The following is a 24,663-nucleotide window of genomic DNA, read 5'->3' as shown; positions in this document are numbered from 1 at the left end:
GCTAGGTTGCGGGCATGGCGAAGCACTCTGAGCAGTACCTGGAGTTCTGGCGGGAACGTCATCTGTGCACGTTGACGACACTCCGCCCCGACGGCAGTCCGCACGTGGTGCCGGTGGGGGTGACGTTCGACGCGGAGGCCGGCCTGGCCAGGGTGATCACCAACGGGACCAGCGCGAAGGTACGGCATGTGCGCGCGGCCGGAGCCGAGGGCGCCCGGGTCGCGGTGTGCCAGGTGGACGGCCGGCGCTGGGCCACGCTGGAGGGGCGGGCGAGGGTACGGACGGAGCCGGAACGGGTCGCGGAGGCGGTACGGCGCTATGCCGAGCGCTACGAGCGGACACCGGGGCCGAATCCGGCGCGCGTGGTGATCGAGATAGAGGTGGAGCGGGCCCTGGGGAACGCCTGAGGCGACCGAAAACTTTCAGCCACCCTGAGCGCGCGCACATACCGCGAAATTCCACAGAATATCCCCAGAAAACTGCAGCGGCGTCACCGTGTTCAGGTCACGGTGACGCCGCTGCGGGGGGAAGCACCTGAGCGATCTTTTACGACGGGGGAATCGCGTCAGGCACTGCGGGGGGTGGCAGAGATGGTCCTCAGGTCACGGTCCGTCGGCTCCGCGAGCCGGTGGTCCCGCTGGTCAAGATTCACAAAGATCATTCCGTACCGGATGGCACACCGGACCGGCTGGGGCGCGCCACGCGGCTTGCGCAGGCACCGGTACGCCCGCACGTCCTCGTCCTCGTCCCGCGTCACGACGACCGGCTCACCGAACACGGTCACCATCAGCGAGTCACCGCTGTGGGGGATGGCGGTGACCAGGTCGATGAAGTGCCAGCCGGAGCGGTAGGCGGTGGCCATTTCGCGACGGAAGGACCGGTCGTCGGGTGGAGTGGTCATGCCGTCGCGTCCGCCGGAGTCGACCAGCCGACGTCCGTCGGGCTGCCGCCGGGCGCCACGCCCCAGCCGACATCCGTGGGGCCGGCGTCGGCCACGATGCCCCAGCCGACGTCCTGGGCCGTGGTCTGTCGGGTCTTGGTCGGGCTACCCCAGCCGACGTCAAGAGGACCAGCCGCACCGCTGGCCAGCGCGACTACGAAGGCAGTGGCAAGCACCGAGCGAAGCATTCTCTTTTTCATGGTCGGCTTCGTCCTCACTTGATGGCTTCCTCTCCCCCGTGTGACAAGACGATGGCTCATTCAGGCACGTCAATGCCACACAGGAGATGCATCATGTTCCTGCACGTTCAGGACCCTGGGGGGTGGAGATTTGCCAACTAAGCGCACAAAACCGACACATCCTCACGGCATCACAGACCTCTGTGCCGACGGTTCGCGTCTCTACGCCAGTGCCCTCAGTTCCGGACGTATCTCCCGGGACGAGGCCGAGAACGCGCCCTGTCTGCTGGAGTTCGCCCTGCTCCACCCCGATCCGGACGACCCGGGCTGGCTGCGCCCGGTTCCTCCGTCCGTCGTGCTCGCCCAGCAACTGCAGCCCCTGGAACGCGAGATCCAGGACCGCCGGCGGGCCACCCTGGAACTGGCGGACACCTTCCAGCCGTTCCTGGACATCAGTGCCCAGAAACCGGCGACCACGCACGCGATCACCGTGCTGGAGGGCATCGACCGCATCCACCAGGCGCTCGACGTGGCGATCGCCGAGGCCCGCACCGAGGTCCTGACCGTGCAGCCCGGAGGCAGTCGGCCGGAGCACATCCTCAGCCAGGCGCTCAAGCGCAGCAAGCCCCTGATCGAGCGGGGCATCTCCATGCGCACGCTCTACCAGCACACCGTGCGGCACAGTCAGAGCACCTATGCGTACATGGACCAGATGGCCGGCGCCAAGGTCGAGATCCGCACGCTGGAGGAGCTGATCGAGCGGCTGATCATCTGTGACACGTCGGTCGCCTTCATCCCCGCCCAGGACGACCGGCAGATCGCCCTGGAGCTGCGCCACCCCGGTCTTGTGCAGTACCTCATCAGGGTCTTCGAGCAGCTCTGGCAGCGGGCCACCCCGCTGATGGACGAGGTGCCCTACGAGTCCACCCCCGAGGGCATCACCGGCGTCCAGCGGTCCATAGCGAAGCTGCTCATCGAGGGCCATGTCGACGAGGCGATCGCCCGCCGGCTCGGCATGAACGTCCGCACCTGCCGGGCGCACATCGCCAAGCTGGCGGCCGCCCTGGGCAGCGGCAGCCGGGCCCAACTCGGCTTCCTCATAGCCCAGTCCGGCATCCTCGACCGCGAGAGCTGACCGTGGTGCAGGAAGAGGGCGGTGCCGCGGTGAGCGGACCGCCGCACCCCGAGCACGGTGTGGAGGACCTGTGCGCGGCCGGGGCGTCGCTGTACGAGCGGGCGGTGCGGGAGGGCCGGGTGCGCGCCGAGGACGCCGTACCGGCTCCTTGTCTGGTGGATTTCGGGCTGCTGCATCCCACGGTCGACGACCTCGCCTGGCTGGAGCCCGTCGCGCCCGCCGTCGCGCTGCGCCGGCTGCTGCGGGCGTCCGAGGACCGCATCGCGGAGGAACGGCGGCGCGGTGAGCGGCTGGCCGAGTCGTTCGAGTCGCTGCTGCGGATCGACGACCCCCGGGGCCCGGCCGCGGACACCCCGACGCTCCGGGTCCTCAGCGGGCTGGAGCGCATCAACGGCGCCCTGGACCAGGCCCTGGCCGGCACCTCCGGCGAGCTCCTCGCCATCCAGCCGTACACCGGCCACTTCCGCATCTCCCCCGAGCGCCGCGCGATGGCCCTGGCCCGCGACCAGGCGCTGCTGGACCGCGGGGGCCGGATCCGTACCCTCTACCAGCACACGCTGCGCCACGCCCCCTCGGTCCTCGCCCGCTACGAGGCCCTGGACGGCGATGTCGAGGCGCGCACCCTGGACGAGGTGACGGAGCGGCTGATCGTCGTCGACCGGGCCGTCGCCTTCGTACCCGCGAGCGCGGACCAGTCGCTCGCCCTGGAGGTCCGCCACCCCGCTCTGGTCTCCTTCTTCGTCACGACCTTCGACCGTCTGTGGCGCCTGGCCACCCCCATGTACCCCGAAGCCGCCCAGCCCCCCACCCTGAACGGCATCACCCCCCGCCAGCGCGCCATCGCCGCCCTTCTGATCGAGGGGCACACCGACGCCGCGATCGCCGCGCGGCTCGGCATGAACGTGCGGACCGCCCGGCTGCACATCGCCAAGCTCGCCGCCACCCTCGGCAGCGAGAACAGGGCTCAACTCGGCTATCTGATCGGGCAGTCCGGGATTCTCGACCAGCAGGGAGAGGTGGACCGGTGACGCATCGGGAGCACGGGGTCGAGGAGTTGTGCGCCGCCGGGGAGAAGGTGTACGAGCGGGCCCTGCGGGAGGGGCGGATACCGGTCGGCGACGCCGCCGACGTGCCCTGCCTGACCGACTTCGGGCTGCTGCACCCGGTCCTGGACGACGTCGGACAGCTCGAACCGGTCGCGCCCGCCGCGGCCCTGCACCGGCTGCTGCGGGCCTCCGCGGCACGGGTCGCCGAGGAACGGCGGCGCGAGGACCGGCTGGTGGAGCGGTTCGAGTCGCTGCTGCGCGTGGAGGTGCGCAGGACGCCCGGCACCGGAGCCGAGCCGGCGATGCTGCGGCTGCTCAGCGGCACCGAGCAGATCAACCGGGCGATCTCCGACGCCATGGTGGACGCCACCGAGGAGTCCCTGACCATCCAGCCGCACGCCGGCCTCACCGGCCCGCGCGGCGAGGCGGCCCGGGACACCGCCTTCGGGCGCGATCAGGCGCTGCTGGACCGCGGCGGCCGGATCCGCACCCTCTACCAGCACACCCTGCGCCATGTGCCCGAGGTGTACGGGCCGTTGGAGCACTTCCGGCGCGGCGACACGGAGGCGCGCAGCCTCGACGAGGTGCCGGACCGGCTCATCGTCATCGACCGCAAGGTCGCCTTCCTCCCCGCCGACGACGACGGCACCCTCGCCCTGGAGGTCCGCCACCCGGCGCTCATCAAGTACTTCGTGACGACCTTCCACCGGCTCTGGCGGCTCGCCACGCCGATGTTCCCGAAGGCGGTGCAGCCGCCGTCGGTGAACGGCGTGACACCGCGCCAGCGGGCCATCGCCGCCCTCCTCGTCGAGGGCCACACCGACGCCGTGATCGCCGACCGCCTGGGCATGAACATCCGCACCGCCCGGCTGCACATCGCCAAGCTCGCCGCCACCCTCGGCAGCGAGAGCCGGGCCCAGCTGGGCTATCTCATCGCACGCTCGGGGATTCTTGATCAGGAGCCGTGAGCGCCGCGGCCGGCAGCCCGGAGCCCCGGTGACCGTCCAGGCCCACCTGGGCGATCCGGACGCCCAGCTGGGTGCGGCTGGCCGCGCCCAGCGTCTCCGACAGCCGGGCGATATGGGCGCGGCAGGTGCGCACGCTGATGCCGAGCCGCTCGGCGATCACCGCGTCCTGATGGCCCTCGGCGAGCAGCGCGGCGATGGACTGCTCGCGGTGCGAGATGCCCTCGATGCCGGTGTCGGGCAGTGGGGCGGTGAGCGGGATGGCCAGGCGCCACAGGCGTTCGAAGACCGTCACCAGGTACTCCACCAGGGCCGGGTGGCGCAGCTCCAGGGCCATCGTGCGGTCGGCGTTCGCCGGGATGAAGGCCACCGTGCGGTCGAAGAGGATCAGGCGGTCGATGACCTCGTCCAGCGTCCGGGCCTCCACCGTGTCGCCCATCAGCTCCAGGTAGTTCAGCAGGCCCTGGCCGTGGCGGGCCACATGGGTGTAGAGGTCGCGCATGCGCACGCCCCGGCCACGCAGGGCCAGCGCCCGGTGCAGGCCCTCCGTCAGTTCCGCCTCCCGGCGGATGCCGCCCGGCTGCACGGTGAGCACCTCGGTCGTGCAGGCCTCGGTCGCCTCGTCCATCGCGGCCTGGATCCGGGAGAGCCCGTCCAGCACCCGGATCGCGCTGCCCTCGGCCGGTGCGGCCAGCGCGCCCAGCTGACGGCCGAGCCCGGCGTACCACTCGAAGGCGGCCACCGCCGAGCCCACGCGTTGCTGGCTCTCGCTGACCTCGTCGTAGACCCCGCGCAGCAGCCTGGTCATGACCTCCTGCGGGGAGGTCGGCACCAGCCAGTCCATGTCGTCGGGATCCGGGTGCAGCAGGCCCAGTTCCAGCAGACAGGGCACCGCCTCGGAGTCAGTGCGCGGCACGCGCCCCCGGCGTACGGCCCGGGAATAGACCCGGTCGCCGGCCGCGCACAGTCGGTCGGCGCCGTGTGGATGCTGCTCCGCCCCGCGCCCGGCCATCGCCCATTTCACCCCCGGTGTGCTGTCACTTCCGCAGCGCAACTATGCGCGGGCGCCGACCGGGTCCGCAACACGGCTCTCCGCAACAGGGCGGCCTTAAAGCGCAGTTATGTCCGGGTATGGGGCAGGCTCCGCCCCTCGCATTGCAACAAGCTGATGGTGGTGGGGCGGACTGCGTCACGGCATCGTTGGTCCCGCTTCCTCCGGGTGTCACCTGAGCACCGGACACCCGGAGCGGCCCTGGCCCGGCACCCCCCCGCCCCGCCGGGGCCGCGCCCCGCGCCCACGGGGGTGGCGCGAGGCGCTCCGCGCCCCTAGGGACTGCCCTCAGGGGCGCGGAGGAACGCCCCCTACTTCAGACCGAGCGTCGCACAGGCCGTCTTGTACTGGGCCGTGCAGATGTCGCCCACCGTGTAGATGCCGTCCGCGATGACCGTGGACTTGATGTTGCTCTTGGTCAGGGCGGTCGGCTGGATCAGCTTCGACGGGATGTTCTTGTCGGTGGGGCTGTCGACCTTGTCCTGGGTGAGCGCGTCGAACTGGATGTCCTTGCCCTGGACCTTGGCGACGGCCATCTGCGCGGCGGCCTCGGCCTCGTCCGGGTAGGGCTTGTAGACGCTCATGAACTGCTCGCCGGCCACGATCCGCTGGACCGCGTCGAGTTCGGCGTCCTGGCCCGTGATCGGGGGCATGTTCGTGACGCCGGCCGCCTTCAGGGCCTTGATGACGCCGCCGGCCATGCCGTCGTTGGCGGCGTAGACGCCGGCGATGTTGTTCTTGCCGATCACGGCGATCGCCTTGGCCATCTCGGTCGCGGCGAGCTCCGGCTTCCAGTCCGTGGTGTCGTACGACGCCGCGACCGTCACCTTGCCGGTCAGCTCGGAGAGGGCGCCCTGCTTGAACTGCTTGGCGTTGGGGTCGGTGGGCGAGCCGTTCACCATGACGATCTTGCTGGAGGTGTCGGCGCTCGACCCGATGCCCTCCAGCAGGGTGCGGCCCTGCACCTCGCCGACGAGCTCGTTGTCGAAAGAGACGTAGGCGTCGATCGGGCCCTCGGCCAGACGGTCGTAGGCGATGACCGGGATGCCTGCATCCTTGGCCTTCTTCACCTCGGGTGCGATGGCGTGCGAGTCGACCGCGTCGAGCATGATGATGTCGACCTTCTCGTCGATCATCTTCTGCATCTGCGAGGCCTGCCGGGATGCGTCCGCGTCGGCGTTGTCGTACTCGACCTTGCCGTGCTTGCCGGTGAGTTCGGCCACCTTGTTCTGGATGATGGGGTAGTCGAACTTGTCGTAACGGGTGTTCGCCTTCTCCGGCAGCAACAGGCCCACGGTGATGTCGTTGCCCTTGCTCGGGCTCGCGCTCGCGCCGTCCCCCGTCGCTCCCAGCACGCCGCATCCGGCGAGCGAAAGGGTCATCGTGGATGCGGCCACGGATATGGCGATACGACGCATTCGAGGGCTCACTTCATGTGCGTTCCGGACGTAGGGCTGCTATACGACCCAGGTGTCTGAAAAGACAACGCGGAGGCCACACCCGGCGTCAAGCGTAACCACTTAACGAGTCCGCAACACCACGCTCGGCTGACCCTGTGAAGGGGCAGCGGAATCACCTCCAAATGCTCTTTACGGACCCTCCATTCAAACGGAGTTCATGGGTCGGCAAAGATCGGTACAACCAACCGGGTTCTCCGCGAGTCGTGATCTTCGGCGGCCGCGCGCCGCTTTCCCGACTCGACCAGAGGACCGAATGAACCCAGCCAGACGCGGGGCCGCCACGGCCGTCGCACTCGCCACCGCCGGTACTTTGCTCAACGCGGCCACCTTGCCCGCCTCCGCCGCCACGACATGCGCATCGCCGGTCTACAAGCGGACGTTCTACGCGAACACCACGTTCTCCGGCACTGCGAAGAAGTCCGACTGCGACACCGTCGTCGACCAGAACTGGACCGGTGCGCCCGTCACCGGGTTGCCGAAGGACAACTTCGGCGTCCGCTGGACCGTCACGCGCGACTTCGGCTCCGGCGGACCCTTCACGTTCGCCGTGTCCGGAACCGACGGCATCCGGGTCTATCTGGACGGTGTCCGCAAGGTGGACCTGTGGTCCAACACCTCGGCCGCGCGGGCCAGGAGCGTCAACGTGGCCGTCCCGCGGGGCACGCACACCCTGCGGCTCGACTACGTCAACTGGACAGGCGCGGCGAGCGTGAAGTTCGCCTACACCCCGCGCACCTCCGCCACCGTCGACACAACCGGGCCGCTCGCCCCGACCGGGCTCACCTGGGACTACTACACGGGCGACCCGGACGGCATCCACGCCGTCCTAGGCTGGGCGCGGAACAGGGAGATGGACCTCGCCGGGTACCGCGTCTACCGCCGGGTGGCGGGCACCAGCACCTACACACGGATCGGTACGACCACGGCGACCGGCTTCAGCGAACGGCCGCCGCAGACAGGGCAGTCGTACTACTACGAGGTCCGCGCCTACGACAAGGCCGGAAACGAGTCACCCGGCAGCTCCGACCAGGGCCCGGTCCCCTCACGGGACCTGACCCCGCCCGCCGCCCCGAAGCTCACCGCCACCGGCGCGGAGGACGCCAACCTGGTGTCCTGGACGTCCGTCAAGGACGCCACCCGCTACCGGGTGTACCGCAAGGCCGCGGACGGCACCTCCTTCACCGTGCTCGCCGAGACCACGTCCACCGGCTACACGGACACCACGGCGGCCTACCGCACGGCCTACGACTACAAGGTCGCCGCGCTCGACGCGCACGGCAACGCCGCCGAGTCCGCCGTCGTGAGCAGCACCCGGACCATCACACCGCCGCAAGCCCTCACGGCGAGCACGAGCAGCGGCGAGGTGGTGCTCGGCTGGACCGAGCCCGCCGGCACCGCCGACTACACGGTCCGCCGCTCGGCGGCCTCCGCCGACGGCTCCCGCAACTGGCAGACCATCACCTGCGATTCGCCCACGAGCGGCACGGACGCCGACGGCGACACCGTGCGGGGCTGCACGGACCACTCCGGCCGCCGCGGCACCACGTACCACTACACGGTGCTGCGCAAGGACTCCTCCGGCCGCTGGTCCGTGCCCTCCGCCGAGGTCACCGTGACCCGGCCCGGCGACGAGACGCCACCGCCGGTCGTCACCGGCGTCGCCGCCGAGCCGCTGGAGTACGGCATCCGCCTGTCCTGGCAGCCCAGCACGGCGCCGGACCTGGCGTCCTACCGCCTCTACCAGCAACAGGACGAGTCCTACGACCCCGAGTACCTCGGGGAGGTGAACGCGTCGACGACGCAGACCCTGCTGTCCTGGCCGGCCGACGGCAAGTCGTACCGCCTGTTCGTCGTGGCCGTGGACGTCTACGGCAACTCCCTGACCTACCAGGACGATCCGGACGTCAAGGACTGGAGCGTGCCCGTCGCCTCGGTCCCGGTGACCGCGCTCGACCTGCGGCCCACCTCGGTCCCGGACGCCACGGCGGGCTGCCAGACGACGACCTGGAGGACGGCGAGCGGGATCAGGGTGGAGCCGTGGTGTCCGTACGAGGACACCTCCTCGGTGACCGGCTTCCACGTCTACCGCTGGGACCGCGCCGAAGCCCGGTTCGTCCGGCTGACCGAGCCCCCGGTGGCCAAGAGCCGGGACGGCTGGTTCTGGACCGACACGAACGCCCCGGTCGGCACGACGGTCTACTACATGATCTCCCTCGTCCGGGCGGACGGCACCGAGGCCTTCGCCGAGACCGACTACGCCATCACCCCGCCGAGCGGTTCCTGACACGCCGAAGGGGCCCGCGGAAAGACCGCGGGCCCCTTCACCGTGTTCCACTCAGTCCTGCTGCCGCCCCTTCGGCCGCCACACGACCAGCGCGCTGGTCTGCTGGACCTCCTGGTACGGGACCAGGTCGCGACGGTAGGAGGCGTGGACGGCCGCCTCACGCTGCTGCATCGCGGCCGCCGCGCCGTCCAGGGCCGCCTCCAGCTCCACGACCCGGGACTGCAGGGCGGCGACCTGGTTCTCCAGTTCGATGATGCGCTTGATACCGGCCAGGTTGATGCCCTCGTCCTGCGACAACTGCTGCACCTGGCGGAGCAGTTCGATGTCGCGGGCCGAGTAGCGGCGGCCCCGGCCGGCGGTGCGGTCGGGGGAGACCAGGCCCAGGCGGTCGTACTGGCGCAGCGTCTGCGGGTGGAGTCCGGAGAGCTGGGCCGCCACCGAGATGACGTAGACCGGGGTCTCCTCGGTCAGTTCGTACGGATTACGCCGACGGCCGTCCATCACTCTCAGTCTCCCTTCGCGGCCTCGAACAGCTCCGCCCGCGGGTCCTCGCCCGCGGTCGCCTCGCGATACGCCTCCAGTGCGTCACGAGCCTTCCCCGACAGGTCCTTGGGAACACGCACCTCGACGGTGACCAGCAGGTCCCCGCGAGTGCCGTCCTTGCGGACCGCGCCCTTGCCCCGGGCGCGCATGGTGCGGCCGTTGGGCGTGCCGGGCGGCAGTTTCAGGGTGACCGCGGGGCCGCCGAGGGTCGGTACCCGGACCTCGCCGCCGAGGGCCGCCTCGGCGAACGTCACCGGCACGGTGACGGTGAGGTTGTCGTCCTTGCGTCCGAACACCGGGTGCGCGCCGACGTGCACCACCACGTACAGGTCGCCCGCCGGTCCGCCGCGCTCGCCGGGCGCGCCCTTGCCGCGCAGCCGGATGCGCTGCCCGTCGGTGACGCCGGCCGGGATGCGGACCTGCATCGTGCGCGAGGACTTGGCGCGGCCGCTGCCCTTGCACTCCAGGCAGGGGTGCTCGGCGATCAGGCCACGGCCCTTGCAGTCGGGGCAGGGGTCGGTGAGCGAGAAGCCGCCGCCGGAGCCCCGGGCGACCTGCCCGGTGCCGACACAGGTCGGGCACACGCGCGGTGTGCCGTTCTTGTCGCCGGTGCCCGAACAGGCCTTGCAGGGTGCCTGGGAGGACATGCGCAGGGGCACCGTGGCGCCCTCGATGGCCTCCGTGAAGCTCAGCGTGACCTCGGTGTCGATGTCCTGGCCGCGCCGCGGCTGGGTACGGGTCGTGCCCGCGCCGCCGCGGTTGAACAGGCCCCCGAAGACGTCACCGAGTCCGCCGCCGAAGCCGCCGCCCTGGGTGGTCGTGCCGCCTCCGAAGAGGTCGCCCAGGTCGAAGTTGAAGGAGCCGCCGGCGCCCGGCCCGGGGCGGAAGCCGCCGTTGCCGAACAGGGCGCGGGCCTCGTCGTACTCCTTGCGCTTCTTGGGGTCGCCGAGTATGTCGTTCGCCTCGGAGATCTCCTTGAAGCGCTCCTCGGCCTTGGCGTTGCCCTTGTTGGCGTCCGGGTGGAACTCGCGGGCGAGCTTCCGGTACGCCTTCTTGATCTCGGCCTCGGTGGCGTCCTTGGGGACGCCGAGGACCTTGTAGTAGTCCTTCTCGATGAAGTCCTTGGTGCTCATCCCCGACGTCCCTCCTTCCCCTTGAGTGTCCTCACGTCAGCCCTCGTCCGGGCCACCGTTCTCCTTGCCATCAGCGGCGCCGGCCTGCTTCGCCTCGGACGCCTTGTCCTCGGCACCCTCGGCCTTGACGGTCTGCGCGCCGGGCTGCGGCTCGGCGACGGCCACCCGCGCGGGGCGGATGGTGCGCTCGCCGATGCGATACCCGGGCTGCAGGATCGCCACGCAGGTCGTCTCGGTGACGTCCGGCGCGTAGCTGTGCATCAGGGCCTCGTGGATGGTCGGGTCGAAGGGCTCGCCCTCCTTGCCGAACTGCTGCAGGCCCATCTTGGCCGCGACGGTCTCCAGCGACTCGGCCACCGACTTGAAGCCGCCGACCAGTTCGCCGTGTTCCCGCGCGCGGCCGATGTCGTCGAGCACGGGCAGGAGCTCGGTCAGGAGGTTCGCGATCGCGATCTCCTTGACCGTGATCCGGTCCCGCTCGACCCGGCGGCGGTAGTTCTGGTACTCGGCCTGGAGGCGCTGGAGGTCCACCGTGCGCTCCTGCAGCGCCGTGCGCACCTGGTCCAGCTGGGCCACCAGACCCGCAGTCTCGTTTCCGTCCCCGGCCGGGGCCGCCCCCTCCTCGGGAGCGGCCTTCGACTCGGCGTCGTCGGGGGTCGCGCCGGAGGGGACGTCGGGCTTCTCCTCGAAGCCCGGGGTCTCCTCCGTCACGCGGCACCGTCCTTGCGCTCGTCGTCCACGATCTCGGCGTCCACCACGTCGTCGTCAGCGGCCTTGCCGCCCTGAGCGGCGCCCTCGGGGCCGCCCGCGGCCTGCGCGGCCTGGGCGTCGGCGTACATGGCCTGGCCCAGCTTCTGCGAGACGGCGGCGACCTTCTCGGTGGCCGTGCGGATCTCGGCGGTGTCCTCGCCCTTGAGCTTCTCCTTCAGCTCGGCGACGGCGGACTCCACCTCGGTCTTGATCTCGCCCGGGACCTTGTCCTCGTTGTCCTTGAGGAACTTCTCGGTCTGGTAGACGAGCTGCTCGCCCTGGTTGCGGGTCTCGGCGGCCTCGCGGCGGCGGTGGTCCTCCTCCGCGTACTGCTCGGCCTCCTGGCGCATCCGGTCGACCTCGTCCTTCGGCAGCGAGGAGCCGCCGGTGACGGTCATCTTCTGCTCCTTGCCGGTGCCGAGGTCCTTCGCCGTGACGTGCATGATGCCGTTGGCGTCGATGTCGAAGGAGACCTCGATCTGCGGGACGCCACGCGGCGCCGGCGGCAGACCGGTCAGCTCGAACATGCCGAGCTTCTTGTTGTACGCCGCGATCTCGCGCTCGCCCTGGTAGACCTGGATCTGCACGGACGGCTGGTTGTCCTCGGCCGTGGTGAAGATCTCGGAGCGCTTGGTCGGGATCGTGGTGTTGCGCTCGATCAGCTTGGTCATGATGCCGCCCTTGGTCTCGATACCGAGGGACAGCGGGGTGACGTCGAGCAGCAGGACGTCCTTGACCTCGCCCTTGAGGACACCGGCCTGGAGCGAGGCGCCGATGGCGACGACCTCGTCCGGGTTAACACCCTTGTTGGCCTCCTTGCCGCCGGTCAGCTCCTTGACGAGCTCGGCGACGGCGGGCATACGGGTGGAGCCACCGACGAGGACGACGTGGTCGATCTCGTTGATGGAGATGCCGGCGTCCTTGATGACGTTGTGGAACGGCGTCTTGCAGCGCTCCAGCAGGTCGGCCGTCAGCTGCTGGAACTGGGCCCGGGTGAGCTTCTCGTCCAGGTGCAGCGGGCCCTCGGCGGACGCGGTGATGTACGGCAGGTTGATCGAGGTCTCGGTGGACGAGGACAGCTCGATCTTGGCCTTCTCGGCGGCCTCACGGAGGCGCTGCAGGGCCATCTTGTCCTTGGACAGGTCCACGCCGTGACCGGACTGGAACTGCTTGACCAGGTAGTCGACGACGCGCTGGTCCCAGTCGTCACCACCGAGGTGGTTGTCACCGTTGGTGGCCTTCACCTCGACGACGCCGTCGCCGATCTCCAGCAGGGACACGTCGAAGGTGCCGCCACCGAGGTCGAAGACGAGGATCGTCTGGTCGTCCTTGTCGAGGCCGTAGGCCAGCGCGGCGGCGGTCGGCTCGTTGACGATGCGCAGGACGTTCAGACCGGCGATCTCACCGGCCTCCTTGGTCGCCTGACGCTCGGAGTCGTTGAAGTACGCCGGGACGGTGATGACCGCGTCGGTCACCTTCTCGCCCAGGTAGGCCTCGGCGTCCCGCTTCAGCTTCTGCAGGATGAAGGCGGAGATCTGCTGCGGGTTGAAGTCCTTGCCGTCGAGCTGGATCTTCCAGTCGGTGCCCATGTGGCGCTTCACCGAGCGGATGGTCCGGTCCACGTTCGTGACCGCCTGGCGCTTGGCGACCTCGCCGACGAGCACCTCGCCGTTCTTGGCGAAGGCGACGACGGACGGCGTGGTCCTGGCGCCCTCGGCGTTGGTGATGACGGTGGGCTCGCCGCCCTCCAGAACGCTGACGACGGAGTTAGTCGTGCCCAGGTCGATGCCGACCGCACGTGCCATGGTTGATTCCTCCAGCTGACTTGAGTGGAACGGACTCAAGTGTGCACGACGGCTCCCGCCCGGTCAACAGACCTGAGTCGAGAGGGCTCAAGTCTTATCCGTTCCTTACACGCAACCGGGCGCTGACCTGCGTCGATGGCATCCGCCGGGGCTGCTGGACAGGGACACGAAGGAGGACGCCGATGATCAGCACCACCCCTCCGGCCACCCACGCCACGGCGCCGTCCCCCGTCCATCCGGTGTGCACGAGCACCCCCACGAGCACCGAGGAGAAGGAGCCCGCCCCCAGCAGAACGACCGAGCCCTGCGGGGTGAGCCCGAGCGGCCGCAGCCGGTGTACGAGATGGTCGGGGCCGCGCCTGACCAGCGGACGCCCGGCCAGCCGCCGGGAGATCACCACGTGGACGGCGTCGGCGAGGGCGGGCGCGCCGAGGCAGAACATCACCGCCGCGCTCGGCTCGAACCCGTAGCCCGCGCGCGTGAAGACGAGGGACGACGACAGCAGGAACCCGGTGAACAGCGAACCGCAGGCGCCGAGCCCGATCCGCGCGGGATGCCAGTTGTGCATCAGGAAGCCGGTGAGCGCGGCGGCGAGGACGCTCAGCAGGGCGGCGAGCCCGTCCATCAGTTCGGCGGCCGCGCAGGCCCCCGCCCCGAACGCGGTGACGACCCCGACGGTCCCCGCGAGACCGTCCGCGTGATCGAGCCCCTTGAAGGCGAAGGAGGCGAGGACGATCCAGCCCACGGCGAGCAGCCCGCCCGGCACACCCGTCTGCTGGTACGGCACCACGTAGGCCGCCGCCACGGCCGTACCGGCGACGAGCACGCGCGCGCGGATCCGCCAGACGTCACTGGCCAGGCCCAGCGCGGCGACCGCGGCGGCGGCGATCAGCAGCCGGTCGACCCCCTCCCCGAGCGGCGCGATCGCGGTCCGCTGCCCCACCCAGGCGACGAGACAGGTGACGGCCACCACGGCGAGCCCGCCGAGCAGCGGCAGCCGCCGCTGCCGGCGCCGGTCGAGGATGCCGGCCCGCAGCGCAGGCACCCTGAGCAGCGCCGAGAGCACGGCGGCGAGAAGCAGGGCGGCGGTTGCGGCAGCGATCCCGTAGAGCACGGCTCTAAGGTAGGGGCGAATGTAGCAAATCGGTATGAATAACACGATCTGATGACCCTGGGATGACGCTCGTCACCCCGCACGCTGCTGCATCCCGAAGGAAGATGGGGGTAGTCTCAGACGGACTACATAAGTTACCGCTTAGTAATGTCAGCTCGGTTAATTCGAGGCCGCCCCAGGAGCCCCAATGCAACTCGCCGCGATCATCGTGTCGCTGGTCCTGATCGTGGTCGGCGTGGCACTGTTCGGCCGCGCCCTCCTGCAGATCTACAACTTCATGCGGCTGGGCCAGTCGGTTCCTGCCGGAACGCGGACCAACGACCCCGCACAGCGCACCATGACCGTGGTCAGGGAGTTCCTCGGCCACACCCGGATGAACCGCTGGGGCGTCGTCGGGGTGGCGCACTGGTTCGTGGCGGTGGGCTTCTTCACCCTGCTGCTGACGATCGTCAACGCGATCGGGCAGCTGTTCAAGGCGGACTGGATCCTGCCGGTCATCGGCGAGTGGGCGCCGTACAACGTCTATGTCGAGTTCATCGGCACCATGACGGTCGTCGGAATCCTCGTCCTGATCGCGATCCGCCAGCTGAGCCACCCGCGCACGCCGGGGCGCAAGTCCCGCTTCGCGGGCTCCAACTTCGGCCAGGCGTACTTCGTCGAGGCCGTCATCCTGATCGTCGGCGTCTGCATCTTCATGCTGCACGCCCTCGAAGGCGCCCAGCACCACGTCGACGGCTACGAGGCCTCCTTCTTCATCTCGTACCCGGTGGTGTCGTGGCTGAAGGGCATGGACGTCTCCACGCTCCAGAACCTCACCTACTTCTTCGCCGGCCTGAAGATCGCCACCTCCTTCATCTGGATGATCGTGGTCGCCCTGAAGACCGACATGGGTGTGGCCTGGCACCGCTTCCTGGCGTTCCCGAACATCTTCTTCAAGCGCAACGCCACCGGTGAGACCTCCCTCGGCGCCCTGCTGCCGATGACCTCCGGCGGCAAGCCGATCGACTTCACCGACCCCGGCGAGGACGACGTCTTCGGCGTCTCCCAGGTCGAGCAGTTCTCCTGGAAGGGCCTGCTGGACTTCTCCACCTGCACCGAGTGCGGCCGCTGCCAGTCGCAGTGCCCCGCCTGGAACACCGGCAAGCCGCTCTCCCCGAAGCTGCTGATCATGTCCCTGCGGGACCACGCGCACGCCAAGGCGCCGTACCTGCTGGCCGGCGGCGGCAAGACGATGGAGGGCGAGGAGAAGGCCTCCGAGGAGCAGCTGAAGAACGTCCCCGCCGCCGCGCTCGCCGAGGCCGAGCGCCCGCTGATCGGCACCGCCGAGGAGAACGGCGTCATCGACCCGGACGTCCTGTGGTCCTGCACCACCTGCGGCGCCTGCGTCGAGCAGTGCCCCGTGGACATCGAGCACGTCGACCACATCGTCGACATGCGCCGCTACCAGGTCATGATCGAGAGCGCCTTCCCCTCCGAGGCGGGCACGATGCTCAAGAACCTGGAGAAGAAGGGCAACCCCTGGGGCCTGGCCAAGAAGCAGCGCCTGGAGTGGACCAAGGAGGTCGACTTCGAGGTCCCGGTCGTCGGCAAGGACATCGAGGACCTCACCGAGGTCGAGTACCTGTACTGGGTCGGCTGCGCCGGCGCCCTGGAGGACCGCGCCAAGAAGACCACCAAGGCCTTCGCCGAGCTGCTGCACATCGCGGGCGTCAAGTTCGCGATCATGGGCGGCGACGAGAAGTGCACCGGTGACTCCGCCCGCCGCCTCGGCAACGAGCCCCTGTTCCAGGAGCTCGGCATGGAGAACGTGGCCGCGCTGAACATGGCCTTCGGCGAGGACGACGAGGACGAGTCGACCAAGAAGCCGAAGTCCGCGAAGAAGATCGTCGCAACCTGCCCGCACTGCCTCAACACGATCGGCAACGAGTACCCGCAGCTCGGCGGCGACTACGAGGTCATCCACCACACCCAGCTGCTCCAGCACCTGGTGGACGAGGGCAAGCTGGTCCCGGTCACCCCGGTCGAGGGCATCATCACCTACCACGACCCGTGCTACCTGGGCCGCCACAACAAGATCTACACGCCCCCGCGCGAGATCATCGGCAAGGTCCCGGGCCTGCGCAACGAGGAGATGCACCGCCACAAGGAGCGCGGCTTCTGCTGCGGCGCCGGCGGCGCCCGGATGTGGATGGAAGAGCGCATCGGCAAGCGCATCAACAACGAGCGCGTCGACGAGGCGCTGTCGTTGAACCCCGACATCGTGTCGACGGCCTGCCCGTTCTGCCTGGTCATGCTCACGGACTCGGTCAACGGCAAGAAGAACGAGGGCAAGGCCAAGGAGTCCATCCAGGTCGTGGACGTGGCCCAGCTGCTCCTCGACTCGGTGAAGACCCCGGTCGACCCGGCCGGCGAGCCGGAGAGCGAGAACGAGCCGGAGCCCGAGCCGGTGAAGTGACACCGGCCGTCCCGGTCCTACGGCGCCCCCTGCCCCGCACAGGCAGGGGGCGCCGTCGTTCCACCCCGACGCTGAGCCCGGCTGTCACAAACCCGGCCACTGCGCTGTCCTGCTGCTGTACGGAAGCAACCAGCGAACGGAGACGGTGATGAGGATCGTGGTTGTCGGCGGTACCGGGCTCATCGGCTCGCAGGTGGTCGCGCTGCTGCGCAAGAGCGGTCACGAGACCGTACCCGCCACGCCCTCCACCGGTGTCAACGCCTACACCGGCGAGGGCCTGGCGGATGCGCTCAAGGGCACCGACGTGGTCGTGGACGTGTCGAACTCCCCCTCCTTCGACACCGAGCCGGCGCTGGACTTCTTCACCCGCTCGGCGCAGCACCTGTTCGCTGCCGAGAAGGCGGCGGGGGTCCGCCACCACGTCACGCTCTCCATCGTGGGCGTCGACCAGGTACCCGACTACGGCTACTACCGGGCCAAGGCCGCCCAGGAGCAGGCCGTGCGCGACAGCGGAGTGCCCTACAGCCTCGCGCGCGCCACCCAGTTCTTCGAGTTCATCGCCCCGGTGATGGACATGTGCACGGAGGGCAGACAGGTCCACCTGCCGTCCAACCGGCTGCGCCCGATGGCCTCCGCCGACGTCGCCGCCGCCGTCGCCGACGCGGCACAGGGCGAACCGTCGTGCGGCATCCGGAACATCGCGGGCCCCGAGGTGCACCGGCTCGACCGGCTCGGCGAGCTGACCCTGGCGGCCAAGCCGGACGGCCGTTCAGTGGTCACCGACGAGTCCGCGAGCCCGTTCGCGGGCATGCCCGACGTCCTCACCGGCGACGACACCGCGCACCTCGCGACCACCCGCTACGAGGACTGGCTCAAGCGAAGCTGACCGACACGCCCCCATCCATCCGTACAGGACGGGACTGGCAGATCCGTTCCGCCAGCCCGACCCGAACGCGCAGGTCACGGACCCGGGGTTCGACTCCACCCAGAACAGATCCGCCAACCGTCTACGCCCCCTTGGGTCCCGCCTGCTGCACCACCTCGAAGGACCACAGGGTGGAGCCGGAAGCCGCGGGCTTCGGGCGCTCGGCGCCCTCTCCGCCCTGGTGCGCGGCCTTCATCGGTCCCTCCAGCCACGCCTGGAAGGACTCCTCGTCACGCCAGCGCGTGTAGACGAGGTAGGTGTCGGTGCCCTCGACGGGACGCAGCAGCTCGAACCACTCGAAGCCGTCGGAGCTCTCCACCGCGTGGGCCCGGGAGGCGAACCTCTTCTCCAGCACCTCCCGCTGCTCGGCGGGCACGGTCAGCACGTTGATTTTTACTACGCTAGGCACATGACACCTCTCGTCAAACGGGGCCCCGACTGGACCCCTAATCTGGACCATGTGCGCGCAGTGTCCTACATCCGACAGTCAAGGAAGCGTGAGGACGACTCCGCGTCGTCCCCCGAAGCACAGCGGACCAAGTGCGAGGCGCTGATCACAGCCAAGGGTTGGGACAACGCCGGTCACTTCGCTGACGTGGGCAAATCCGGCTGGGACCCCAAAGTGGTCCGCCCCGCGTTCGAAGAGATGATGTCCGCCGTTCGCGCCGGACACGTAGACGCAGTGGTTGTCTTCTCGCTGTCCCGGCTCACCCGGCAGGGCGCCCTCGAAGCGATGCTGATCAACGAGGAACTTGCCAAATACGGCGTACTGCTCGTCAGCGTCGAAGAGCCCTACTTGGACACGTCTACTCCCATGGGCGTTGCGATCTTCGGCCTCATCGCTGCGCTGGCTCAGCAAGAGTCAGACCTGAAGTCGGCGTACATCACGGCGACTAAAGAGACCCTACGCGCTGCTGGCTCCCACGTGTCCGGCATGGCCCCGTACGGCTTCCAGTCGAGCCGTGAGCCGCGCGGGGACCTGGTGGTGGTCAAGCTGGTCCCGGACCCGGCAGAGGCACCGCACGTGCGCCAGATGGTCGAGTGGGCGTTGTCCGGCGTAGCCGCATCTGCCGTTGCCCGCAGGCTGAACACAGACGGCGTGCCGACCAAAGCGGCGGACATGACAGCGCGCGTGGCCGCCCGGCGGGGCAGGGGCATAAGTGAGCCGCTGGAGCGCACTGCGTGGGTGTCCTCGACCGTGCTGCGCATCCTGCGTGATCCTCGCCTTGCTGGCTATGCCGCTGAACGCCAGGGCGCCAAGCGAGTCATTCTGCGCGACGATTCCGGCGCTCCCCTGATAGCACATGAGGGCATCGTTCCCGCAGACGACTGGTGGCGCCTTCAGGATGTTCTAGACGGCCGTACGCCGCAGGTTGTGAGGCAGGGTGGCCGGTCTGTGCCGTCACTGCTCGGCGGGGCAGGGATGCTGTTCTGTGGGGTGTGCGGATCGTCCATGGTGACCGATCGGCGCAACGGCAAGCAGCTCTACCGGTGCAACCGGGCCCAGTCCGGCGCTGTGCCGGGACATGGGGGCCTGGCCATCAACATGGAGGCCGCCGACGATGTGGTCGCCCGCACCGTGTGGTCGCGCCTGACTGCGCTGGACCCCGAGGACCGTGAAGACCTGGAATGGCTTGAGGAGGCAGCGCGCCGATTTGCCGCCCAGGCAGACACGGGCGAACGGCAGGCCGAACTAGCCGCCGCGCGGGCCGAGTTGGAGCACGTACGGGAAGCCCTCCGCACGCTGTACGCCGACCGGCAGGCAGGGCTGTACGCCGGGGCGACCGGCACGGCCATGTTCGCTGAATCCGTCGAGCGGCTGACTGCCCATGAGGCTCGCGTGAGTGAGCGCGTAGCTGAGCTGGGGCGGGATGAGAGCGGCACCGTGGCCATCCCCTCGGAGTGGACGGCCCCGGAGGGCGACCCCATCGGGCCGGAGTCGACGTGGGGCAGTTGGGACCTGGAGCAGCGACGTAGCTTCCTGGCTTTCTTCCTCGACCGCATCACCATCGCTAAGTCCGTGGGCCGTGGCCGGAACGCGAACACGGAGGATCGGGTGACTGTGCACTGGGCAGAGACGCCAGCCAAGTAGGCGCCTGAGCACCCCCTGAGCCCCGTTTGGTCGATCCCTGGCGGGATTTGGTCGAGCGGGGTTCTTTCATGCCTCAGACGGCCGTACAGCGTGTAGGTGTTCAACTCGCTCCTGCCCCATGTAGTCACTCAGAGCTTCCCCGGTTCCGCCCCAAATTTTGGGCACTCAATGGACGCCCCACAGCGGGGTGCGCGTTGATCGCTACGTGTGATCACGTCACGGCAAGCCACCCCTTCGTTACCTTTCCGTCGCTTTCGCGGCGTCAGCGGCGACCCTTGGAGCCAGCGAGCGTGACGAAGCGGTTTTCCGGGGCAAGATCCACATACCCTCTGACCTGCTCAAAGTGACGAAGTGACGATTGGACCCCCATCCCGCAAATCCCTAAGGAGTTCTATAGGGATTCCGGAAGTGGCATCCGAACCGTCACTTCGTCACTCCTCCGGCGGCCAGTCTCTTCGGCGCACGGGGGTGGAGACCTCACGCAGCGTGATCAGATCCGGCGCGTCTCTCAAACGATGGTTATTGAGACGCCGTGGCCCGGTAGGGCAAATGGGACATCGACGCGTTCAAAACCCGTCTCAAAACATGCTTGAAACCCCTGGCGTTGTGAGACGACTTTTGAGACGATCGGGTCATGACGGCGAACACGGGCACGCTGATCGGCTACCAGCGAGTGAGCACCAACGCGCAGGATGCGCAGCTTCAGGCGGACGCTCTGGCTGAGGCAGGGTGTGCCCGCATCTTCGAGGACAAGGCGTCCGGCAAGAACGCCGACCGTGCCGGGCTGCTCGCTGCTCTCGACTACATGCGGGAGGGCGACACCCTCACCGTGTGGAAGCTGGACCGGTTGGGCCGTTCCACAAAGGACGTGCTCACAATCGCCGAGGACCTGCACGCCCGGGGGATCGCGCTGCGGATTCTGACGGGCACGCTGGCCGGTAGCTACTCCCCGAAGGGTGAGGGCAAGTTCTTCTTCACCATGATGGTTGCCTTTGCTGAGCTTGAACGAGACATGATCGTTGAGCGCACCCGGGCAGGTCTGGACGCTGCTAAGGCTCAGGGTCGGACTGGCGGACGGCCCACTGTCATGGATGCTGACAAGCTCGCTGCGGCCAGGGCGCGGAAGGCCAAGGGGGAAAGCGTCACAACCATCGCCAAGGCGCTCAAGGTGTCCCGCGCGACGCTGTACCGGGCGCTCGCCGACACGGAGTGACCCAGCCCAACTTGAGAGACCGTCTGCCCACTGTGGCGGACGGTCTTTCTCATGTCTGGACGCAGGGCCCCATGCCAAGGAGAGTGGCATGATCCGCTTGTGCGGCATGGAGCCGCGCTGACGATCTTCCGGGGAGAGGCATTCGTCATGGATGCTTATGGGTGGGCCGCTCTCGGAGCTGTCTTGACGATCACGCTGGTGCCGGGCGGAGCGGCAGTCCTCCACAGCTGGCTGTTCCCTCGACTCAGGGGCCGTATCGAGTCACCCCGGATCTGGGGGCTCGGCGTCATCCTGGTGGGGCTTGGGTTGTCGATCGAGCTTCTCGCCGCGCATCGGCACTATGACATGTTCCGCAACATCGCAGGATTGATAGGCCTCTGCATCCTGATATGCGGCTTTTGCCTTCAAAGTGGGTTGATCCCTGGCCGAGTCAGCCGTTCCCGGGCAGGCCGAGGCAGTGCCCCAAAAGAAGGGTCACCCGACTACCGCTGACGGCAATCGGACGGCAACGACGACGGACGCCACAGTACGCAGCGGGGGGTGGGTCAATCTCTGAGCGAAGACGCCCCAGTGACCCGGCCCCCATGGTTACGCGCATTTCCGCGAAATGGACACCCGGGGGGTCTGGGTCAAAGCGGGTCTCGTGGCTTGCATCGCGCCAGGTCAGAGTCATGTGCTTACCTGGACAGATTTATTGATCTTCACTACGCTCATGCCACATCCTGACCCACCACCCTCGCGCTCCGCCGCCGCCCCGGGGTGTCGCCGCCAGTCGAACACACCCCGGCTCAGCCGACCGAAGCGCCGTTGCTCTGCGAGCCGGTGGGGGACTGGAAACCCTGGAAATCCCCTGGACCGTCCCCTGACGGTCCCTTAGGGGATGTCACAGGTCGGCCGCAAAGCCGGGCCCGGACGCCCGGGCCCGGCACGTCACTCTTTGGGACCAGGTACGTTCGATGACGTGGCTGGATTCAGGATCGGACGCGGGGGCCGGGACAACCGCACCCCCCAAGGACAGCAGGCGCCGCAGGGACCGTCGTACGGCCGGCCCGGACCGCAGCACGGTCAGCCGGGGCCGTCGTACGGACAGCCCGCGGAGCCCGCGTACGGCTACCCGCAGGCGCCGCAGCGGCCGTACCCGCAACCGGGACAGCGGTCGTACCCGCAGCAGGGGCAGCAGTCGTACGGTCGGCAGGGCCAGTCGTACGGATACCCGGGCCCGGCCGGTGACGGACCGGAGTACTTCGGGGACGACGGCGGCCACCCGGGCGGCGGAGCACCCGGCCGGGACCCGTACGCGGCCGACAGCCCGGGCCACACCCAGGCGTTCTCGATCGACGAGGCCGCCGGTTACACGCAGGGTGCGACCTACCAGGCCGGCTCGGCCGCGGCGCCCGCCGCCCCGCTGGGCCCGCCGCTGCACTGGAAGGAACTGCTGAAGGGGATCGTCCTCTCCCCCGACCAGACCTTCCTGCGCATGCGGGACTACACGATGTGGGCCCCGGCGCTCATCACCACGTTCCTCTACGGCCTGCTGGCCGTCTTCGGCTTCGACGGCGCCCGCAAGGACGCGATCGGCGCCACGCTCTCCAACGCGGTGCCGATCGTGCTGATCACGGCGGTCGTGATGGTGCTCGGCCTGTTCGTCCTGGGCGTGGTCACCCACACCCTGGCCCGTCAGCTCGGCGGCGACGGTGCCTGGCAGCCGACGGTCGGCCTGTCCATGCTGATCACGGCCCTCACGGACGCGCCGCGGCTGCTGGTCGCGATGTTCGCCGGCGGTGACGCGACCTTCGTCCAGCTGCTCGGCTGGGCCACCTGGATCGGCGCGGGCGCCCTGCTGACCCTGATGGTCTCCCGCTCCCACGACCTGCCGTGGCCGAGGGCGCTGGGGGCGTCGGCGATCCAGCTGATCGCGCTGTTGTCGATCGTGAAGCTGGGCACGTTCTAGTCCCGCGTCCCGAGCAGTTTGGACAGACGCTCGGCTGGGGTTTCCCAGCCGAGCGTTTTGCGTGGGCGGCTGTCGAGTTCGTACTGCCGCAGCAGGCTGTTGGTGTTCTCGTTCGAGCCGCGCTCCCAGGCACTGCCGGGGTCGCAGAAGCAGACCGGGACGTCCGTGGCGATGCTGAAGGCGTGGTGGGCGGCCATCTCGGCACCCTGGTCCCAGGTGAGGGACCGTTTCAGGTGCGGTGGGAGCATCTTGATCGTGTCGATCAGAGCGTTGCGCACGGCCGGGGCGCTGTGGTCGGTGGGCAGGTGGACGAGCAGCAGATAGCGAGTGCTGCGTTCGACCAGGGTGGCGATGGCGGAGCGGGAGTTGCGGCCGACGATGAGGTCGCCTTCCCAGTGGCCGGGGAAGGCCCGGTCGGATGCTTCGGCGGGCCGTTCGCTGATCATCACCATGGGGGGATCTGCTCGGTGCTCCAGCGCAGGGACAGATGCTCCTGGATGAAGTTGCGCAGTTTCCGGTTCTGGCCGATCTTCCCGGGCTTGGGACGCGGCCGACGGGCCATCGGGCGAGCCTGGGCGGCGTGAGGCCGGTACTGGCCGTTCGTGGGGTGCCGGTTGCGGCGTATCTCCCGGCTGATCGTCGACGGACTGCGGGGTAGCGCGAGATGGCCGGCGTCGCCTCAACGGGCGGCGGCACCACCGCGCTGGATTTTTGCGGCGTGCGTTCTGGGGGCGTGAATTCTGGGGGCTGTACGGGAAAAGGCGGGGTCCGCAGCGTACCTAGCAATCGTTGAATGCCTGCCCTCGTCATCCTGCCCCTTAAGGCCCGAGATTCGCCACCAGGGACGACGAAAGGTCGATCGAGTGAAGGCGCCTTTCAACTTCCGGGTCTTTTGACCGACGCCACCACGCGCCGGGGCACGCACGTAAAACAGTCCGGCGACCGGGTGCCTGTGCACCAGCGGCCGCCGGACCGTGAAGTTCAGCCGTTGTTGTTGTTATTGTTGTTGTTCGCGCCCCCGCCGTTGTTGTTGTTATTGTTGTTGTTGTTCGCGCCCCCGCCGTTGTTGTTGTTATTGTTGTTGTTGTTCGCGCCCCCGCCGTTGTTGTTGTTATTGTTGTTGTTGTTCGCACCTCCGCCGTTGTTGTTGTTATTGTTGTTGTTGTTCGCACCTCCGCCGTTGTTGTTGTTATTGTTGTTGTTGTTGCGGTGACGGCCGTTGTTGTTGTTGTTATTGTTGTTGTTGTTGTGGTGGTGGCCCTTCTTTCCGTTGTTGTTGTTATTGTTGTTGTTGTTATTCCCGCCTCCGCCGTTGTTATTGTTGTTATTGTTGTTGTTCCCGCCTCCGCCGTTGTTATTGTTGTTATTGTTGTTGTTCCCGCCGTTGTCACTCGGCACCATCGCGTGAGCGGCCGTAGGCGCCGGGGCGGCGAAGGCGGCGGTGGGTACCAGGGCGCCTCCCGCGGCCAGCGCGGCCGACGCGGTCAGCACCGCAGTACGCTTTGCGATCTTCTTCAGCATGGTGATCCCTTTTCGATGAGTGCGGATTGGGCGCCGAATCAGAGCCCAATTCAATTGCGGAGGATGTTCTCCGAGGGAGCCATCCGTCCGACCTGATGACT

General features: G+C 68.6%; 21 protein-coding genes and 1 pseudogene. 10 read left to right on the top strand and 12 right to left on the bottom strand.

Annotated features, from left to right (window positions below; genetic code table 11):
• The first annotated feature begins 14 nt into the window (after positions 1–14).
• Positions 15–407, top strand: a complete 393-nt coding sequence (locus tag ACWCQS_RS33770) for a pyridoxamine 5'-phosphate oxidase family protein (protein ID WP_451007986.1) — start codon at positions 15–17, stop codon at positions 405–407.
• 158 nt (positions 408–565) lie between these two features.
• Here ACWCQS_RS33770 and ACWCQS_RS33765 read toward each other — a convergent pair whose 3' ends face one another.
• The gene (locus ACWCQS_RS33765) at positions 566–901 is read right to left on the bottom strand and encodes a hypothetical protein (RefSeq protein ID WP_450981342.1); all 336 of its coding nucleotides are present in this window, start codon (positions 899–901) and stop codon (positions 566–568) included.
• The gene (locus ACWCQS_RS33760; RefSeq protein WP_451007985.1) at positions 898–1,116 is read right to left on the bottom strand and encodes a hypothetical protein; all 219 of its coding nucleotides are present in this window, start codon (positions 1,114–1,116) and stop codon (positions 898–900) included. The genes ACWCQS_RS33765 and ACWCQS_RS33760 overlap by 4 nt, the downstream gene beginning before the upstream one ends.
• A 154-nt stretch (positions 1,117–1,270) precedes the next feature.
• Between ACWCQS_RS33760 and ACWCQS_RS33755 the strand changes: the two genes are divergently transcribed.
• Genes ACWCQS_RS33755 through ACWCQS_RS33745 form a run of 3 tightly spaced genes read left to right on the top strand, consistent with a single transcriptional unit; the run spans position 1,271 to position 4,268 of the window.
• Positions 1,271–2,254, top strand: coding sequence for a helix-turn-helix transcriptional regulator (locus ACWCQS_RS33755; RefSeq protein WP_388623315.1), 984 nt, complete (start codon positions 1,271–1,273; stop codon positions 2,252–2,254).
• 29 nt (positions 2,255–2,283) lie between these two features.
• Positions 2,284–3,282, top strand: a complete 999-nt coding sequence (locus ACWCQS_RS33750) for a helix-turn-helix transcriptional regulator (RefSeq protein ID WP_451008099.1) — start codon at positions 2,284–2,286, stop codon at positions 3,280–3,282.
• Positions 3,279–4,268: a helix-turn-helix transcriptional regulator gene (locus tag ACWCQS_RS33745; RefSeq protein WP_451007984.1), complete on the top strand. Its 990-nt coding sequence runs from the start codon at positions 3,279–3,281 to the stop codon at positions 4,266–4,268. The genes ACWCQS_RS33750 and ACWCQS_RS33745 overlap by 4 nt, the downstream gene beginning before the upstream one ends.
• Here the strand turns inward: ACWCQS_RS33745 and ACWCQS_RS33740 are convergent.
• Both ACWCQS_RS33740 and ACWCQS_RS33735 read right to left on the bottom strand, forming a co-directional pair.
• Positions 4,231–5,277, bottom strand: a complete 1,047-nt coding sequence (locus ACWCQS_RS33740) for a LuxR C-terminal-related transcriptional regulator (protein WP_451007983.1) — start codon at positions 5,275–5,277, stop codon at positions 4,231–4,233. The two genes, ACWCQS_RS33745 and ACWCQS_RS33740, sit on opposite strands and share 38 nt — an antisense overlap.
• Before the next feature lie 350 nt (positions 5,278–5,627).
• Complete coding sequence (locus tag ACWCQS_RS33735; protein ID WP_451007982.1) at positions 5,628–6,734, bottom strand: sugar ABC transporter substrate-binding protein; 1,107 nt, start codon at positions 6,732–6,734, stop codon at positions 5,628–5,630.
• Positions 6,735–7,029: 295 nt separating this feature from the next.
• On the opposite strand from ACWCQS_RS33735, the gene ACWCQS_RS33730 reads away from it, so the two are divergent.
• Positions 7,030–9,060 carry a fibronectin type III domain-containing protein gene (locus ACWCQS_RS33730; protein WP_451007981.1) on the top strand — a complete coding sequence of 677 codons (2,031 nt, stop codon included), beginning with the start codon at positions 7,030–7,032 and terminating at the stop codon, positions 9,058–9,060.
• A gap of 51 nt (positions 9,061–9,111) precedes the next feature.
• On the opposite strand, the gene ACWCQS_RS33725 is transcribed toward ACWCQS_RS33730, so the two are convergent.
• The 5 genes from ACWCQS_RS33725 to ACWCQS_RS33705 form a co-directional block, all read right to left on the bottom strand.
• The gene (locus ACWCQS_RS33725) at positions 9,112–9,561 is read right to left on the bottom strand and encodes a heat shock protein transcriptional repressor HspR (RefSeq protein WP_388623301.1); all 450 of its coding nucleotides are present in this window, start codon (positions 9,559–9,561) and stop codon (positions 9,112–9,114) included.
• 5 nt (positions 9,562–9,566) lie between these two features.
• Positions 9,567–10,736, bottom strand: a complete 1,170-nt coding sequence (dnaJ, locus tag ACWCQS_RS33720; RefSeq protein WP_451007980.1) for a molecular chaperone DnaJ — start codon at positions 10,734–10,736, stop codon at positions 9,567–9,569.
• Positions 10,737–10,772: 36 nt separating this feature from the next.
• On the bottom strand, positions 10,773–11,447 hold the full coding sequence (grpE, locus tag ACWCQS_RS33715; protein ID WP_451007979.1) for a nucleotide exchange factor GrpE: 675 nt from the start codon (positions 11,445–11,447) through the stop codon (positions 10,773–10,775).
• Complete coding sequence (gene dnaK / locus ACWCQS_RS33710; RefSeq protein ID WP_451007978.1) at positions 11,444–13,291, bottom strand: molecular chaperone DnaK; 1,848 nt, start codon at positions 13,289–13,291, stop codon at positions 11,444–11,446. The genes grpE and dnaK overlap by 4 nt, the downstream gene beginning before the upstream one ends.
• Positions 13,292–13,385: 94 nt before the next feature.
• Positions 13,386–14,405 (bottom strand): MraY family glycosyltransferase, encoded by a 1,020-nt coding sequence (locus tag ACWCQS_RS33705; RefSeq protein ID WP_451007977.1) that lies wholly within the window; start codon positions 14,403–14,405, stop codon positions 13,386–13,388.
• Between the two features lie 187 nt (positions 14,406–14,592).
• Here ACWCQS_RS33705 and ACWCQS_RS33700 point away from each other — a divergent pair, with 187 nt between their 5' ends.
• The gene (locus ACWCQS_RS33700) at positions 14,593–16,860 is read left to right on the top strand and encodes a (Fe-S)-binding protein (protein ID WP_451007976.1); all 2,268 of its coding nucleotides are present in this window, start codon (positions 14,593–14,595) and stop codon (positions 16,858–16,860) included.
• A 148-nt stretch (positions 16,861–17,008) separates the two neighbouring features.
• On the top strand, positions 17,009–17,746 hold the full coding sequence (locus ACWCQS_RS33695; RefSeq protein ID WP_451007975.1) for an SDR family oxidoreductase: 738 nt from the start codon (positions 17,009–17,011) through the stop codon (positions 17,744–17,746).
• Positions 17,747–17,867: 121 nt separating this feature from the next.
• On the opposite strand, the gene ACWCQS_RS33690 is transcribed toward ACWCQS_RS33695, so the two are convergent.
• Entirely contained in the window at positions 17,868–18,194 is a 327-nt protein-coding gene (locus tag ACWCQS_RS33690; RefSeq protein WP_451007974.1) for an antibiotic biosynthesis monooxygenase family protein, read from the bottom strand.
• On the opposite strand from ACWCQS_RS33690, the gene ACWCQS_RS33685 reads away from it, so the two are divergent.
• The 3 genes from ACWCQS_RS33685 to ACWCQS_RS33675 all read left to right on the top strand — a co-directional run bounded on the left by ACWCQS_RS33685 (position 18,195) and on the right by ACWCQS_RS33675 (position 23,041).
• Positions 18,195–19,877 carry a recombinase family protein gene (locus ACWCQS_RS33685; RefSeq protein WP_451007973.1) on the top strand — a complete coding sequence of 561 codons (1,683 nt, stop codon included), beginning with the start codon at positions 18,195–18,197 and terminating at the stop codon, positions 19,875–19,877.
• A 634-nt stretch (positions 19,878–20,511) separates the two neighbouring features.
• Positions 20,512–21,090, top strand: a complete 579-nt coding sequence (locus tag ACWCQS_RS33680; protein ID WP_451007972.1) for a recombinase family protein — start codon at positions 20,512–20,514, stop codon at positions 21,088–21,090.
• 880 nt (positions 21,091–21,970) lie between these two features.
• Positions 21,971–23,041 carry a YIP1 family protein gene (locus ACWCQS_RS33675; protein ID WP_451007971.1) on the top strand — a complete coding sequence of 357 codons (1,071 nt, stop codon included), beginning with the start codon at positions 21,971–21,973 and terminating at the stop codon, positions 23,039–23,041.
• Here the strand turns inward: ACWCQS_RS33675 and ACWCQS_RS33670 are convergent.
• A pseudogene (locus ACWCQS_RS33670) lies at positions 23,038–23,496 on the bottom strand (IS30 family transposase); the annotation flags it as partial. The gene ACWCQS_RS33675 and the pseudogene ACWCQS_RS33670 sit on opposite strands and share 4 nt — an antisense overlap.
• A gap of 526 nt (positions 23,497–24,022) precedes the next feature.
• A complete protein-coding gene (locus tag ACWCQS_RS33665) occupies positions 24,023–24,562 on the bottom strand; it encodes a hypothetical protein (RefSeq protein WP_451007970.1) in 540 nt (179 codons plus the stop codon).
• Positions 24,563–24,663: the final 101 nt, after the last annotated feature.

Source organism: Streptomyces sp. NPDC002076 (assembly GCF_053593835.1).
Note: the sequence above shows the minus strand (reverse complement) of the source record. Positions and strands in the feature narration are given on the sequence as shown.